Below are 13,268 nucleotides of genomic sequence, written 5' to 3' on the forward strand. Positions count from 1 at the left end.
TAACATAAAAAGTGCATAAATTCCTACATTTTGATGTTGGAACTTTTATGCACTTTCATATTAACATTTACAGTTCCTATTCTACACTTTTTTATTCCTATTATTTTAGGGACATTAGTTGGCTGTATATGTAAAAATTTTAATTTAATAAAAACAACATACCAAATAATAATATCTATTATTATTTGTATAATTTATCTTGTAATTATAGCTTTTTATACTTCAAGTCAAAATGAAACCCAACTTTTGATAATTTTATTTATTTGGAATTCAATTTTAATTTTCATTTCAAATAAAATTTATTTATATTTTTGCAATAAAAAGAATGCACATTCTTAATATTATTATTTAAAATAGAAGTGGACAAAATCAATATTTGTACACTTCTATACTATATATTATCAACCTTGATTTAAAACAGATCCTAAAATATAAACTATTTAAAAATAGTAAGAAAATGTATATCACAATAAAGGGGTGAGGGGAATAAAAATAAAGAAAAGAAAGCATATAATTAAACTATGTATCTTAGTAGCAATACTTGGATTTTTATCACACTCAATAATGGGATACTTACCTATTATAGGAAATCTGATAGCGGAAAAAAAGTTAAGTGATTATGCGACTATACAAAAGGGGAGTCCACAAAAGATTGAAACAAAATATGATTGGTATAATACTAAATATAAGTCTATTAAAGGAAATCTTAGTTATATGCTACAAAGGAATACAATTTATGATGACAAAGTAAGTGAGCAAGTAAATTATGACGTACTAAAGCAATATTCTATAGTAAACAGTGAATTTCCACAAAATTTAAGTTTTCCATCCATAAATACAATTTGGACAGAACTTAATGCAGATGATTATTCAATAAAAAGTCAAAGACTTTATCTTTTGGGTGTTTATAATACAGAAGATATATCAGAGGAAGAAAGTAAAAAAATGTGTGCAATAATTGCAGATAAATTTATAAATCTCATGGGTGAAGATTATAATTTTACAGGAATACAAATTATTTACTACGATAAAAATGGTGGATATGAATGTGCAATAGATGCTCATGGATTTAAAAAGTTAGAATATGATGAAATACTTTCTAAAACAAAAAAAGTAGATAGATTGCCGGAAGACTACTTAGATTGGTTATCAAAACAATAACTATATTGTAGTTTTCCAATGGAATTAAATAAATTGGTATCTACTTAAATCATTAATATGTTACGAACTAAAGGTGGACAAATTATATGTCTACTTTTTATTTAATAATATCCAACAGGAACATAGTTTTCTTCATCATCTTTATTTCATTTTTATAAGAGGTAGAAGCCTTATTATTTTTAGTTCACAGTGCACAAGGCACAATTTTATTATTTTTATAGGGAACAGGTGTCAGGTAACAGGTGTTCAGTATCAGGTTTATTTCAAAAATATGGTATTTATATGCAAATATAATGTATAATAAAAATAAGAATTATTACGCGATATGAAATTATTGTGAACTAATTAAGAGAATTTGTTCTTTTAAAATTGAATAGTACGGTATTTACAAAATATGTTATAATTATTTTGTAATAGTAAAAAGAGGTGGAATAATGGATAATAAGGGAATAAAATCTATTTTGATAAAGATTTCATTTATAACTGGGATTATATTATTGATATGCTTTTTTGGAGGTTTAGTGTATTTACGTTATGATTATTATACTAACTCTAGTCCTTACGCTTCAACACCATTATCTGTTTATAACATAATTCATGGCATAATATTTTTAATTCCAAGTATTATATGCTTTGTTATAGCAATGTTATTAAATTCAAAAACAAAAAAATAAAATCATTCTAGGTTAATTATGATTCTTATACTATGAAAACAAAATAAAAACATATTTATATAAATACCGTATTATTTAGTGATGAATTTCACGATATTTTTTAGTGTGCAATTTAAATATATTAGGAAATTGTATTAATATGCTAATTGGAATGGCCATTTATATAAGTGGGTGTTCTTCTTTTTCAGATAAATCAATTTTGAAAGGTTATATAGATAAGGAGGAATATTTTGCTAGAGACGGATTCCAAGATTACACGGACTATTATAAGTATCATTATGAGGAATCTAATAATTTATTTCTCGAAAGAAAGTAATATTTATTCAGTAGTCACAGAGGATAATATAGAAAATATCCGTTCATATTTTAATAGCTTTGGATCTTGGATGGATTCTTCTAATAGAACTGATGAATATGACTTTGATGACCCTTGCATTTCAGAAGGCGATTATATTTATATTAAAATAAAAGAAGGGCAATCAATCGGAAATTCAAAGTATACAAAGTTTGATAATTATACTATTTATTTTTATGAGACTGAGTCAGCCATACTATTTTTTATTCACTCTAATATTTGATATAGAAATTATAATTTGTCTATTAGTTATTATGAAGAATTTTAAATTAAATATATTATCAACATTATTTTAAAATAAAGCCTTAATTTGTGCCCTACTTTAATTAAGTATTAATTATTGATTTAAATTATATAATCAGCATTACTTCAAAAATATGGTATTTATATGTGAATATAATGTATAATAAAAATAAGAATTATTATGAAATAGTAATATATTACGTATCACTAACTAAGAAAAAGTTTTTTGGAGGTATTGATTTTGAATCAAATTAATAAAAAAATAGGATTAGGTTCGCTTTCATTATTACTATGTATTATGGGAATAATATTTTCTTTTAATTTTGGAGATAGAGTGTGCTATGGAGATGTTATTTTAAAATACATAGGCTTAAATCCGTGGTCTAATGGAGATACTGGAACACATTATACCGTTTTTTATTCTCTTATATTTTTTATACCATCATTCATAATAGGTTATAAACTCAAAAATAATTTTGGAGCGAAAATAGGTAAAATGATTTCCTTAATTATGATTATATTAATTTTATTATTTTTCCCAATACTATCTATAAATATTAATTAATTTTAAATTATTAGAAATTAAAGTCCAGTGATTTCAAATCACTGGACTTTTAAATTAAATATATTATCAACATTATTTTAAAACAGAGCTTTAATTTTAAATGTTAACTAAAAATTGTGAACTGTGAACTGTGCCTTGTGAACTATGAAATACCTGTTCCTTGACACTTGTTACTTGTTTAATATTTTGTTTCCTTCAAATTTCAAAGTGTTGTATAATGATGGCTCTGTATATAAAGTGTAATTAGTGTGATATATAACCATACCAGGTTTTGAACCATTAGGTTTTTTTAAGTTTTTTACTTTAGTATAATCCACCGGAACTTTTGTAGAATTTTTAGCCTTACTATAGTAAGACGCAAGTATGCCGGCTTCTTCTAAAGCTATATCAGATGGATTATCACTACAAAGTATAACATGTGAGCCAGGTATATTCTTTGTATGAAGCCACATATGATTTTTATTTGCAAATTTTAATGTTAAGTAGTCATTTTGAATATTATTTTTACCAATATAAATATCAATCCCATCAGAAGAGATTATATGCATGGGCTTAGAAGATTTATCTTTTTTATTATTTTTACCAGTATTTTTAAATCTTAAATACCCAGTTTCGATTAATTCCTTTTTTATATCATCTATTTCAATATAGCTTTCACAATTTAATATATTAGTCATAACGGAATTCAAGTATTGAAGTTCTTCTTCATTTTTTTCTAATTGTGCTAATGCAGATTCTTCAGATTTTTTTAATTTATTATACTTTTTATAAAAAGATTGTATATTTTCAGATGGTGTCTTATTTTCATCTAGTTTTATAGTTAAATACTCCTCTTTATCGCTATAAAAATTTAACAATGATATTTCTTTTAATCCTTTTTTTATCATATATATATAAGAAGTTAATAAATCACCATTAATTCTATATTTTTCTTTTTCATCACATTCTTCAAGAATATTTTTTAATTTTTTAGATTTATTATTACATCTATCTATATTAGTTGAAATTAATTTTTGTAAATCTGTAGATCTATTTAAAAGTCTATCCTGCTTATCTTTAACAGTAAAAAATTCATCAAGTAGTTCACTTGGATTTTTAAAAGATATTGAGGAATAGATGTTTTCAAGATTACTTAATTTAATACAATGAAAATCTTTAAAAACTTCATTATCTTTATATATTTTATATTCAAACTTATTTTCTACATTTTTCATAAAATTTTTAAAGAAATTAAAAATATTTTCTATATTTATGGTATTATTATCTTGTAAGAAATTTTCATATATACACTTTGATAAGGATTTACTTATACCAGTAAATATATTTGAAAATATTCGTTCATCTATATTAACATCATTATTATTTAAATATGATTCAATATCATTTATTGAAAAATCAAAAGGATTTACTTTGTTAGAGGCTGGAGGATATACATAATTTACACCTGGATATAAAACTCTATAAGTATTTATATCAGAGGAGATATGCTTAATACATTCCATAACTTTATTATCTCTTTCTCTAACAAGAGTTATATTACTATGTCTTCCCATAATTTCAATTATCAATATATATTTACTATAAAAGCCTAATTCATCTGTAGATTCAATGTGCAGCTGAATAATTCTATCACCATTTAATTGAGTTATATTTGTAATTTTACCACCAATTAAATATTTTCTCATAACCATAGTAAACATTGGTGCTTGCAAAGGGTTAGGTTTATTTATATTAGTTAAATGTATTCTAGGAAATTTTGAAGAAGCTGAAATTAATAATTTAAGATTTTGTCTATCTTTTCTTAATGTTAAAATTATTTCATCTTTTTCAGGTTGATTAATTTTATCTATTTTACAATTTAATATTGATTTTTTTAAATCATATAATAAACTATATAAGTAGATACCATCAAAAGCCATAAATATCATCCTTTCTTTGGTAATAAGATAAAGATAGTATAACATTTAATTAGTAATTTTATCAATGGGGCATATGCAGTTAATACAAGGGGGAGTTTTGATGAATTTTATAAAAATGCAGGGGTTAGGAAATGATTTTATCTTTATAATAGATAATAAAAATGAATTTATTGATAATGAAATAGAGATTGCAAAGAAGGTATGCGATAGAAGGTTTGGAATAGGGGCAGACGGATTAGTTATAATAAGAAAATCTAATATTGCAGATGCAAAGATGGTAATAATAAATAGTGATGGATCACGTGCAAATATGTGTGGAAATGCAATTAGATGTTTTGCAAAATATTTATATGAAATTAATTCAATAGATAAAAGTATAATAAGTATTGAAACAGGAGATGGAATAAAAAATGTAGAACTTAAAACAAATAATAATAAAGTTGAATTAATAAAAGTAAATATGGGAAAGGCAAGTTTTAGCGGAGAAGATATTCCTTTAAGAAACAAAAAAGACTTAATAAATGAAGAAGTAAAAATAGGGGAAAAAACATATAAATTAACAACACTGTTAATGGGTGTGCCACACACTATTCTAATTAATAATAATGATGAATATACGATAGAAGAAGGGAAAATTATAGAAAAATATAATTTGTTTATTGATGGTACAAATGTTAATTTTATTAAGATAATTGATAAACAAAATATAGAAGTAAGGACTTGGGAAAGAGGCGCCGGAGCAACTTTAGCTTGTGGAACTGGATGTTGTGCATCAGTAGCAGCATTAAAAAAATTAGGATTATGTGATGATAAAGTTAAAGTAAAAACATTAGGTGGAAGTTTAGAAGTTGAAGTTGTAAATGACGAAGTATATATGATAGGGGCTGCAGATTTTATTTGCAAAGGTGAACTATATTAATTAAAAGAGGTAAAATATGAATACAAAGAAAATAAGGAGAATTTTCCTTGTTAACTTTATTTTAATAATAGCTATATTATTATATGGCTGTAAAAAAGATTCTGAAATAGAGGAAAATAAAATCAATATTTTAAATGGAGCAATAGCTATAGAAGATTCAGGACAATATAAAATTTACAATTTAATAAATAATAAATATGAAAAAGTAGATACAGAATATATAATTACGTCCTATGACTTAAAAAGCGGAAGTTTTATTTATAGTGAAAATGGAGAATATAAAATAAAACATTCAGGAAAAGAAGAGTTAATAGAAGACAATAAAACGGTTATTTCACCTAAATTATCTGAAAATGGTAAATATGTAGCATATTTCACAAAAGAAGTATACCTAAATTTGAAATTAAAAGATTTAGTAAATAATGAAGAGGTATCAATAAATAGTAATGTAGCTATTTCAGGAAGTCTAATGGATTGGTTAGACGAAAAAAATTTAGTTTATTATGGTGTAGATAATAATAAAAATAATGGGCTATTCATTTATAATATTGAAGAAAAACAGGAGAAACTTTTATATAAAATAGATTTAGGGTATGTAGAATTTTTAAAGGGCTTAGATAATGGAGTAGTATTTTTACAAGAGAAGGAAGGCAAACAAAAAATATTTAAAATTATAGATTCAAGTGGAAAAGCTATAGATATAATTGAAAATGTTATGGATGTTAGTGATGTTGAAGTCACATCTCAAGGTATATTTATATTAGGAAAATTACAGGATAATAATTATTCATTATATAAAATTAATGATGGGAAAGCTAAAAGATTAGTTTATGATTTCCCTAAATTAATAAATTTAGATAAAGGCCTTTCGAAAGATGAAAATGGAAATATAATTTTTATTGGAGGAGACATCCCTAATCAAGAAAAGATTTATGTTTGTGAAGATGATGCTATAAGCACAATACACGAGAGTTCTGGATCATATAACTTTATTGATTGTAACTAGAAAGATTTATAAGTAAAATTATAAATCTTTCTTTTTTTTACTTATAAAAATGTATATTTTTGCTAAAAATGGATATTAATTTAGATGGTGATTTAATATGAACATTTTTAATTTTGAAATGGATGAAATAAATATAGAAACAGCTAGAAAATTAAATAAATATAAAGCTATAGAAAATAAATCTTTACCTATAAATATTAAAGAAGATTTTATAATAGTATTATCTTCAGAGGATGTTTTGGAAAATAAAGAGGAAGTAGAGTTTTTATTTAATAAAAAAATAAAAATAATAAAAGAGAGTAAAGAATTTATTTTAGATTTAATAGAAAAAATCTTTTTAGGGGAACGAGAAGAGCTTTTTGAAATTATATTAGCTAAAGCTATAAGTTTAAATGCATCAGATATTCACTTTGAGCCACAAGAAGAGGATATTTTTATTAGATTTAGAGTTGATGGAGTTTTAATAGATTTTACAAAGATAAAAAATAATGAATATCAGAAGTTATTATCTAAAATAAAGCTTAATGGAAATATGGATATAACTGAAAGAAGAAGACCTCAAGATGGAAAAACTCTAATTAATATTAAAAATAAAAGTTATGATTTAAGATTATCCACCATCCCCATAATTTATGGAGAAAAATTAGTAATAAGAATTTTATATGGAGAAGTATTTAATTATGATATAAATAGTTTAAATATGAATGAAAATCAATTAAGAAAATTGAAAAAAATAATGTCTTTAAAACATGGGTTAGTTATTATAAATGGGCCAACAGGAAGTGGAAAATCAAGTACATTATATTGTATTTTAAAAGAAATAAATAAAAAAGATATAAATATAACTACTTTAGAGGATCCAATAGAAGTAATGATTAAAGGAATAAATCAAGTTAGCTTAAATAGAAAAGCCAACATAACATTTGCTACTGGTCTTAGGAGTATTTTAAGACAAGACCCGGATGTCCTTATGATAGGAGAGATAAGGGATGAAGAAACAGCTAATATGGCTGTAACAGCATCTTTAACAGGACATAAAGTTTATTCAACAATTCACACTAAAACACCACAAGAAGTATATTTTAGATTAGAAGATATGGGAGTTAAATCTTATTTAATTAAAGATTCTTTAATAGGAATAATATCACAAAGATTGATAAGAGTACTTTGTGACAATTGTAAAAAGGAAGAAAGGCAAATTCTTTTTAAGGGAAAGGAAATAGTACTCTATAAGAATATAGGATGCAGTAAGTGCAATTATACTGGATATAGAGGAAGAGCTGTTGTTAGCTCAGTAGTTAGTATTGATAGAGAAATAAAGAGGAAAATTACAAATATTTTCCAGGAAATAAAAGAATTAAGTAATGAAGAAATGATAGATAATCTAAATGAATTATTAATTACTGCTAGAATATCATCTTCAGATTATAATAATTTTTTAATAGAAGAAGGATTTGATTATGAAGAAAATAAAATTATCTTGGAATAAAGCAGATTATAATAGTTTAGGATTATTATCAGGTAATATGTCCATATTGCACAAAGAAGGAATTTCACTTTTAATTATGATGGATTTACTATTAGAATTACCAATGAGAAAAACATATAAGGAAAGTATAAAGATAATAAAAACATCTATTATTGAAGGAAAATCTTTAAAAGATAGTTTTAATGAATTTAGTGATTTATATCCAGAATTTTTTGTTGGAATGATTTCTATGGGAGAAAAAAGTGGGAATCTAGCAACAGTTTTAAAAGGTGTAGAAGATCATTATAATAAAATGAATTTTATTAAAAGCACTATTAAAAATGTTTTGTCTTATCCAATATTAATATTTTTATCTATTATAATGCTATTAATATTTATTACATTTATAACTATACCAAACTTATATGATTTTTACATTAATTTAGGTATTGAAGTTCCGTTTATATGTAAGTTTTTATATAACTTTGTAAATTATATAAAAAAAGATTTTATTTCCTTTCAAATTTATTTTATTTCATGGGGTATTTTAATTCCATTTATAGTCTATAAGGCTTATATTAAAAGGCATTTAATAAAGTTATTAAATAAAATACCAATTATAAATGAATTTAACGAATTTATTTTTATATCTCTATTATCAATAATAGTTAAAAGTGGAGTCAATTTATCTAATGGTTTAATGTACTCTGCAAGCAGTTTTAAAAACTCATCTTTAAAGGAGAGATTCTTAATTTTAAATTCAAGTATATTGAAAGGAAAAAGTATATCAGAAAGTTTAAAAGATTGTGGAGATTATTGTAAATATACTATAGCCATTATAAAACTTGGAGAAGAAGGTGGTTCTATGGATGAAAGATTAAATTCGTTGTCTAACTATCTTGAGAAAAAACTATTATCAGATATAAATAGATATATGTCTATTTTACAACCAGCATCAGTTTTTATAATGGGAATCTTTGTAGTAATATTTTTAGTTGTGTTTATAGTACCATTATTTGGCTCATTATTAGATGGAGGCTTTCAATGATGAAAAAGGCATATACCCTTATAGAACTTATTGTTGTGCTTTCTATATTAGTTATATTTTCTACAGTAACAATTGGTGGAATAAAATATTTTAAAGATAAAAGTGAAGATTTAAATTTTGAAAACTATGTTTATGAAGTAAAGTCATTATTAAGCTTTGCCAAAAGTTATTGCAGAAAAAATAAAGTAATAGGAAATATAATTATAAGCAGCGACAGAAAAAGCATTATATTTGATGTAACTGATAAAACATATAAATTGAATAAAAGGGTAGACTTTGATAATGGTACAGAGATAGGAAGTAATTTTAAACTAGGGAATAATAAAATTAATGATGAAGGGTTTATAAAAGAAGCGGGAACAATAACCTTATCTAATAAAAATAGTAAATTTGTAAAAATAACAATATCTGTAGGAAATGATATTATACGAGTAAGTGAAAATGATGATAATGAAGGAGATATGATAGAGTGAAAAAAGGAAGTACTTTAGTTGAAAGCATAGTAGCCATTGCAATCTTATTACTAGCAACAACTATATCACTTAATATTGGAATTATTGGAACTAACTCTAAAAAAATAAGAGACAAAAAGAATGTAGCAAATAGGGTTGCATATGCAATAGAAAATGAAATTAAGTATAATACAACTTTCAAAAATTTAACTAAATCCTTTAAAGACAATAAAATATCTTATATATATTCAGATAATACATTAGAAGAGTTAGTAAATACATCAATATTAGATTTAGAGATTGGAGAGGGAATCGAAATAGAAAAGGTTAAAGAAATTCTAACATCAGAAGATGAAAATATGCCTGTAATGGAATTAAAGGTTAAGATTAAAGATGATGATGGAGGAATTTTGTGTGAAAGAAAATTTATTAAATCTTATTGGATGGAAAAATAAAAAAAGAAGAAAGAGATGTTTTACTTTAATTGAAATAATATTAGCTATGTTTATTGAATTGATTTTACTTAGTCTTTCCTTTAAGATTGGATTAATTTCTTATAAAAGTTACAAAAGCTTAATTGAGTCTGCCAAAGCTCAAGATTCATTTGATGATGCTTTGCTTAATATAGATAGGTTATTAAAAACACAAATGATTAAAAGTATTGAAATAGAAGAAAAAAATTTAAATAATAACGGGAGTATAAAGGTAAAATACAAAGTTGACCATAATACAAATGAAATAAAAGAAAAAAGGATTTTTTTAGACAAGGAAAATCAAAAGATAGTTCTAGAGACATATAAAGATGGAAAAAGAAAAGGTGTAAATGTAATTATGAGAGAAGTTTCAGATTTTGCTATCATAAAGAAAGAAAAACTATATTACTTGAAAATAAAAAACAATAAGGGGGAAGAAAGAGTACTATGTTTATAAAAACTAAGAAAAAAGCACATGCTTTTCTTGAGAGTTTAATAATATTTATGTTTGTTCTTGTAATGGCGAATTTATCTATAAAGGTGATATCTAAAAATTATTTAAAATCTCAAAATTTTTCAACTTATGAAGATTTAAAAAGTTTAGAAGCAGAAGAAGAAAAAGTTCTAGAAATAATTAATATTAAATGTCAAGATGAAAGCATAAATAAAGAATTACTTGTAGAGGCAGTGAAAAATGAAAAGAATATAAGGTATCCAGAATTAAAGAATATTGAATTTACTTATGAAAATAGTGGATATTTTATAAAAAGAAAGAAAAGCAACTCTACTATGTATATTGAACTTATAGAAAAAAAGGTTGAAGATAAAAATATATTTATGCCAGCATATTATAAAACAAAATATATAATTAATTAGGAGTTAAAATGATAAGTTCAATAGGAGTATATGAAAATAAATATTTATATAAAAATAAAGAATATGATAAGTTTAATGTAAAACTATTAGTAGAAGAGTTAAGCAAAAAGAGAAGAATTATTATCTTATCTCAAGCTATATTTATAAAAAAATATAGGATATATAATAAAAGAATAAATATAGAGAAATTTATAGAGAAAAAAATAATAGAAGATTTCTCGGATAAAACCAATTTATTATTTCACTATGAATTTATAAAAGAATCTAAATATATATACATATATTCTATTAGATATGATAATATAATGAAATTATGTGAAGATTGTAGTTATCTTGAAATAAATCCTATTCAATTTTTAATACAAAAATATATCTTAAAAAATATAAAAAAAAGTAAATTTTCTATAATAATGTGCAAAATAAATGATTTATTTCATTTAATAAATATGGAAGCGGGTGCAATAGAAAATTCAATTGTTACTAAAAATATTTCAGATATAGATTTGTTTTTAAAGAATTATAAAGATGATAACAAAATGCTAATAATTGATAAAAATATAAAAGATATTACTATAGATACTTATGATTATATTATTGATATAGGAGAAAAATTCTATGAAGAAATATTTAAAAAATAAAAATTTTATACCGAAGGATTTTATTGAAAGATTAAATGATAATTCAGAAAAGAAAAATAATAAACTTATAACGTTATTGATAGTACTTAATATAATGTTTTTTCCCACAACCTTTAACAAAGTTATAATTAATAAGAAAGAAATCAATGAAGAAAAACTTAAAGTAGAAAAAGACTCAAATTTAGAAAAAGATATAAAAAGGGAAAACTTAAAGTATTGGGTAAATTCTATTAATTCAAACATAATAAATATGAAGATTCAAAATAGTAGTGGAATTATAAAGATAAAAGGAGAAGAAGAAGTATTCAAAATAGAAGCAGAAGAGGAGTTTAAGATTAAATCAATAATAAAAGAGGAAAATAACTCATTTATATTAGAGGTGAGCTTATGAAGAAAGTAAAAATAATATACTTATTAGTTATTTTTATAACAATCCTTCAACTTTTATTAGCAGCTATTAATAATAAAGAAGAAGTTAATAACTCTATTGAATGTATAACAGAAGTAAAAAATGCTAAATATATAAAGGACATAGAAAATGAATTTAAAAATATAAATAATTTAACAATATTGAGTTATAATAAAATTAATGAAACAAATTGGGTAATTAAATGTGTTTTAAAGGGCAGTAAGGATCTAGTAATGAATGATTTAGAAAAAATAAATGGATACTATGTTAATGAGTATAATTTAAGTTATGATAAAGAAAATATTTTGTTAGAGTTGGAATTAATAAGTAAATAATGACAATATTTCTTTTTAGTTCATATAAGTAATTGCATTTATTTATGAATTTTGATAAAATATTTTTGTTATGTCATAAACATTGTTGAAGTTATGACGAATTAGATAACAAAAGGTTATGCTAAATATGGAATAAAGTTTTTGGAGGTATATTTAATGATATCAGCAGGAGATTTAAGAAAAGGTGCTACTTTCGAGTATGAAGGACAAGTTTATACAGTAATAGACTTCTTACATGTTAAACCAGGTAAAGGTGCAGCTTTTGTAAGAACAAAATTAAGAAATGTTATTTCTGGGGGAGTTACTGATACTACATTTAACCCAACAGCTAAATTACAAGAAGCAGTAATTGAAAGAAAAGAAATGCAATATCTTTATTCAGATGGAGAATTATACTACTTCATGGATCAAGAAACTTTTGAACAAATTCCACTAAACTACGAAAAGGTAGAAGATGCTATAAAGTTCATAAAGGAAAATATGTTTGCTATAATTAAGTTCTATAAAGGAGAAGCTTTCTCAGTAGAAGCTCCAAACTTTGTTGAATTATTAATAACTCAAGCAGATCCAGGAATAAAAGGTAATACAGCAACAAATGCATTAAAGCCTGCTACATTAGAGACAGGTGCAGTTGTTAATGTACCTATGTTTGTTAATGAAGGAGATGTAATAAGAGTAGACACTAGAACTGGTGAATACATGGAAAGAGTATAGTATAGTGATAAGG

17 protein-coding genes are annotated in these 13,268 nt (G+C 23.7%); 16 read left to right on the forward strand and 1 reads right to left on the reverse strand.

The genetic code is table 11. From position 1 onward, the window contains the following. The first annotated feature begins 477 nt into the window (after positions 1-477). The 4 genes from ABDZ60_RS13560 to ABDZ60_RS13575 all read left to right on the forward strand — a co-directional run bounded on the left by ABDZ60_RS13560 (position 478) and on the right by ABDZ60_RS13575 (position 2,998). On the forward strand, positions 478-1,161 hold the full coding sequence (locus ABDZ60_RS13560; RefSeq protein WP_343778760.1) for a hypothetical protein: 684 nt from the start codon (positions 478-480) through the stop codon (positions 1,159-1,161). 434 nt (positions 1,162-1,595) lie between these two features. Next, on the forward strand, positions 1,596-1,835 hold the full coding sequence (locus ABDZ60_RS13565) for a hypothetical protein (protein ID WP_047000867.1): 240 nt from the start codon (positions 1,596-1,598) through the stop codon (positions 1,833-1,835). 230 nt (positions 1,836-2,065) lie between these two features. Then, complete coding sequence (locus ABDZ60_RS13570) at positions 2,066-2,413, forward strand: hypothetical protein (protein WP_343778763.1); 348 nt, start codon at positions 2,066-2,068, stop codon at positions 2,411-2,413. A gap of 261 nt (positions 2,414-2,674) precedes the next feature. Next, a complete protein-coding gene (locus tag ABDZ60_RS13575) occupies positions 2,675-2,998 on the forward strand; it encodes a hypothetical protein (RefSeq protein WP_343778765.1) in 324 nt (107 codons plus the stop codon). A 170-nt stretch (positions 2,999-3,168) separates the two neighbouring features. On the opposite strand, the gene ABDZ60_RS13580 is transcribed toward ABDZ60_RS13575, so the two are convergent. Further along, positions 3,169-4,917 (reverse strand): Rqc2 family fibronectin-binding protein, encoded by a 1,749-nt coding sequence (locus ABDZ60_RS13580; protein WP_343778767.1) that lies wholly within the window; start codon positions 4,915-4,917, stop codon positions 3,169-3,171. Positions 4,918-5,017: 100 nt separating this feature from the next. Here ABDZ60_RS13580 and dapF point away from each other — a divergent pair, with 100 nt between their 5' ends. The 12 genes from dapF (at position 5,018) to efp (ending at position 13,255) form a co-directional block, all read left to right on the forward strand. Then, a complete protein-coding gene (dapF, locus tag ABDZ60_RS13585; RefSeq protein WP_343778768.1) occupies positions 5,018-5,836 on the forward strand; it encodes a diaminopimelate epimerase in 819 nt (272 codons plus the stop codon). 16 nt (positions 5,837-5,852) lie between these two features. Beyond that, complete coding sequence (locus ABDZ60_RS13590) at positions 5,853-6,842, forward strand: hypothetical protein (RefSeq protein WP_343778770.1); 990 nt, start codon at positions 5,853-5,855, stop codon at positions 6,840-6,842. A gap of 97 nt (positions 6,843-6,939) precedes the next feature. Further along, positions 6,940-8,331: a GspE/PulE family protein gene (locus tag ABDZ60_RS13595; protein WP_343778772.1), complete on the forward strand. Its 1,392-nt coding sequence runs from the start codon at positions 6,940-6,942 to the stop codon at positions 8,329-8,331. After that, on the forward strand, positions 8,303-9,358 hold the full coding sequence (locus ABDZ60_RS13600) for a type II secretion system F family protein (RefSeq protein WP_343778774.1): 1,056 nt from the start codon (positions 8,303-8,305) through the stop codon (positions 9,356-9,358). Before ABDZ60_RS13595 ends, ABDZ60_RS13600 begins: the two co-directional genes overlap by 29 nt. Then, complete coding sequence (locus ABDZ60_RS13605) at positions 9,355-9,831, forward strand: prepilin-type N-terminal cleavage/methylation domain-containing protein (protein WP_343778776.1); 477 nt, start codon at positions 9,355-9,357, stop codon at positions 9,829-9,831. The genes ABDZ60_RS13600 and ABDZ60_RS13605 overlap by 4 nt, the downstream gene beginning before the upstream one ends. After that, positions 9,828-10,265 (forward strand): type II secretion system protein, encoded by a 438-nt coding sequence (locus ABDZ60_RS13610; protein ID WP_343778778.1) that lies wholly within the window; start codon positions 9,828-9,830, stop codon positions 10,263-10,265. Before ABDZ60_RS13605 ends, ABDZ60_RS13610 begins: the two co-directional genes overlap by 4 nt. Continuing rightward, positions 10,225-10,740: a PulJ/GspJ family protein gene (locus tag ABDZ60_RS13615; protein ID WP_343778780.1), complete on the forward strand. Its 516-nt coding sequence runs from the start codon at positions 10,225-10,227 to the stop codon at positions 10,738-10,740. The genes ABDZ60_RS13610 and ABDZ60_RS13615 overlap by 41 nt, the downstream gene beginning before the upstream one ends. Continuing rightward, entirely contained in the window at positions 10,731-11,159 is a 429-nt protein-coding gene (locus tag ABDZ60_RS13620) for a hypothetical protein (protein WP_343778782.1), read from the forward strand. The genes ABDZ60_RS13615 and ABDZ60_RS13620 overlap by 10 nt, the downstream gene beginning before the upstream one ends. 8 nt (positions 11,160-11,167) lie before the next feature. Continuing rightward, complete coding sequence (locus tag ABDZ60_RS13625) at positions 11,168-11,797, forward strand: hypothetical protein (RefSeq protein WP_047000875.1); 630 nt, start codon at positions 11,168-11,170, stop codon at positions 11,795-11,797. Further along, entirely contained in the window at positions 11,775-12,188 is a 414-nt protein-coding gene (locus tag ABDZ60_RS13630; protein ID WP_047000876.1) for a hypothetical protein, read from the forward strand. Before ABDZ60_RS13625 ends, ABDZ60_RS13630 begins: the two co-directional genes overlap by 23 nt. Continuing rightward, positions 12,185-12,541 (forward strand): hypothetical protein, encoded by a 357-nt coding sequence (locus tag ABDZ60_RS13635; RefSeq protein ID WP_047000877.1) that lies wholly within the window; start codon positions 12,185-12,187, stop codon positions 12,539-12,541. Before ABDZ60_RS13630 ends, ABDZ60_RS13635 begins: the two co-directional genes overlap by 4 nt. A 156-nt stretch (positions 12,542-12,697) precedes the next feature. Next, the gene (efp, locus tag ABDZ60_RS13640; protein ID WP_016208644.1) at positions 12,698-13,255 is read left to right on the forward strand and encodes an elongation factor P; all 558 of its coding nucleotides are present in this window, start codon (positions 12,698-12,700) and stop codon (positions 13,253-13,255) included. Positions 13,256-13,268 lie beyond the last annotated feature (13 nt).

This window comes from Clostridium sartagoforme (genome assembly GCF_039521405.1).
GTDB lineage: Bacteria > Bacillota > Clostridia > Clostridiales > Clostridiaceae > Clostridium > Clostridium sartagoforme.

What these genes read in the sequence shown, in the direction of transcription:
- ABDZ60_RS13565 (WP_047000867.1), top strand. Translation starts at nt 1,596, where the DNA reads ATGGATAATAAGGGAATAAAATCTATTTTGATAAAGATTTCATTTATA.
- ABDZ60_RS13580 (WP_343778767.1), bottom strand. Translation starts at nt 4,917, where the DNA reads ATGGCTTTTGATGGTATCTACTTATATAGTTTATTATATGATTTAAAA.
- dapF (WP_343778768.1), top strand. Translation starts at nt 5,018, where the DNA reads ATGAATTTTATAAAAATGCAGGGGTTAGGAAATGATTTTATCTTTATA.
- ABDZ60_RS13590 (WP_343778770.1), top strand. Translation starts at nt 5,853, where the DNA reads ATGAATACAAAGAAAATAAGGAGAATTTTCCTTGTTAACTTTATTTTA.
- ABDZ60_RS13595 (WP_343778772.1), top strand. Translation starts at nt 6,940, where the DNA reads ATGAACATTTTTAATTTTGAAATGGATGAAATAAATATAGAAACAGCT.
- ABDZ60_RS13600 (WP_343778774.1), top strand. Translation starts at nt 8,303, where the DNA reads ATGAAGAAAATAAAATTATCTTGGAATAAAGCAGATTATAATAGTTTA.
- ABDZ60_RS13605 (WP_343778776.1), top strand. Translation starts at nt 9,355, where the DNA reads ATGATGAAAAAGGCATATACCCTTATAGAACTTATTGTTGTGCTTTCT.
- ABDZ60_RS13620 (WP_343778782.1), top strand. Translation starts at nt 10,731, where the DNA reads ATGTTTATAAAAACTAAGAAAAAAGCACATGCTTTTCTTGAGAGTTTA.
- ABDZ60_RS13625 (WP_047000875.1), top strand. Translation starts at nt 11,168, where the DNA reads ATGATAAGTTCAATAGGAGTATATGAAAATAAATATTTATATAAAAAT.
- ABDZ60_RS13630 (WP_047000876.1), top strand. Translation starts at nt 11,775, where the DNA reads ATGAAGAAATATTTAAAAAATAAAAATTTTATACCGAAGGATTTTATT.
- ABDZ60_RS13635 (WP_047000877.1), top strand. Translation starts at nt 12,185, where the DNA reads ATGAAGAAAGTAAAAATAATATACTTATTAGTTATTTTTATAACAATC.
- efp (WP_016208644.1), top strand. Translation starts at nt 12,698, where the DNA reads ATGATATCAGCAGGAGATTTAAGAAAAGGTGCTACTTTCGAGTATGAA.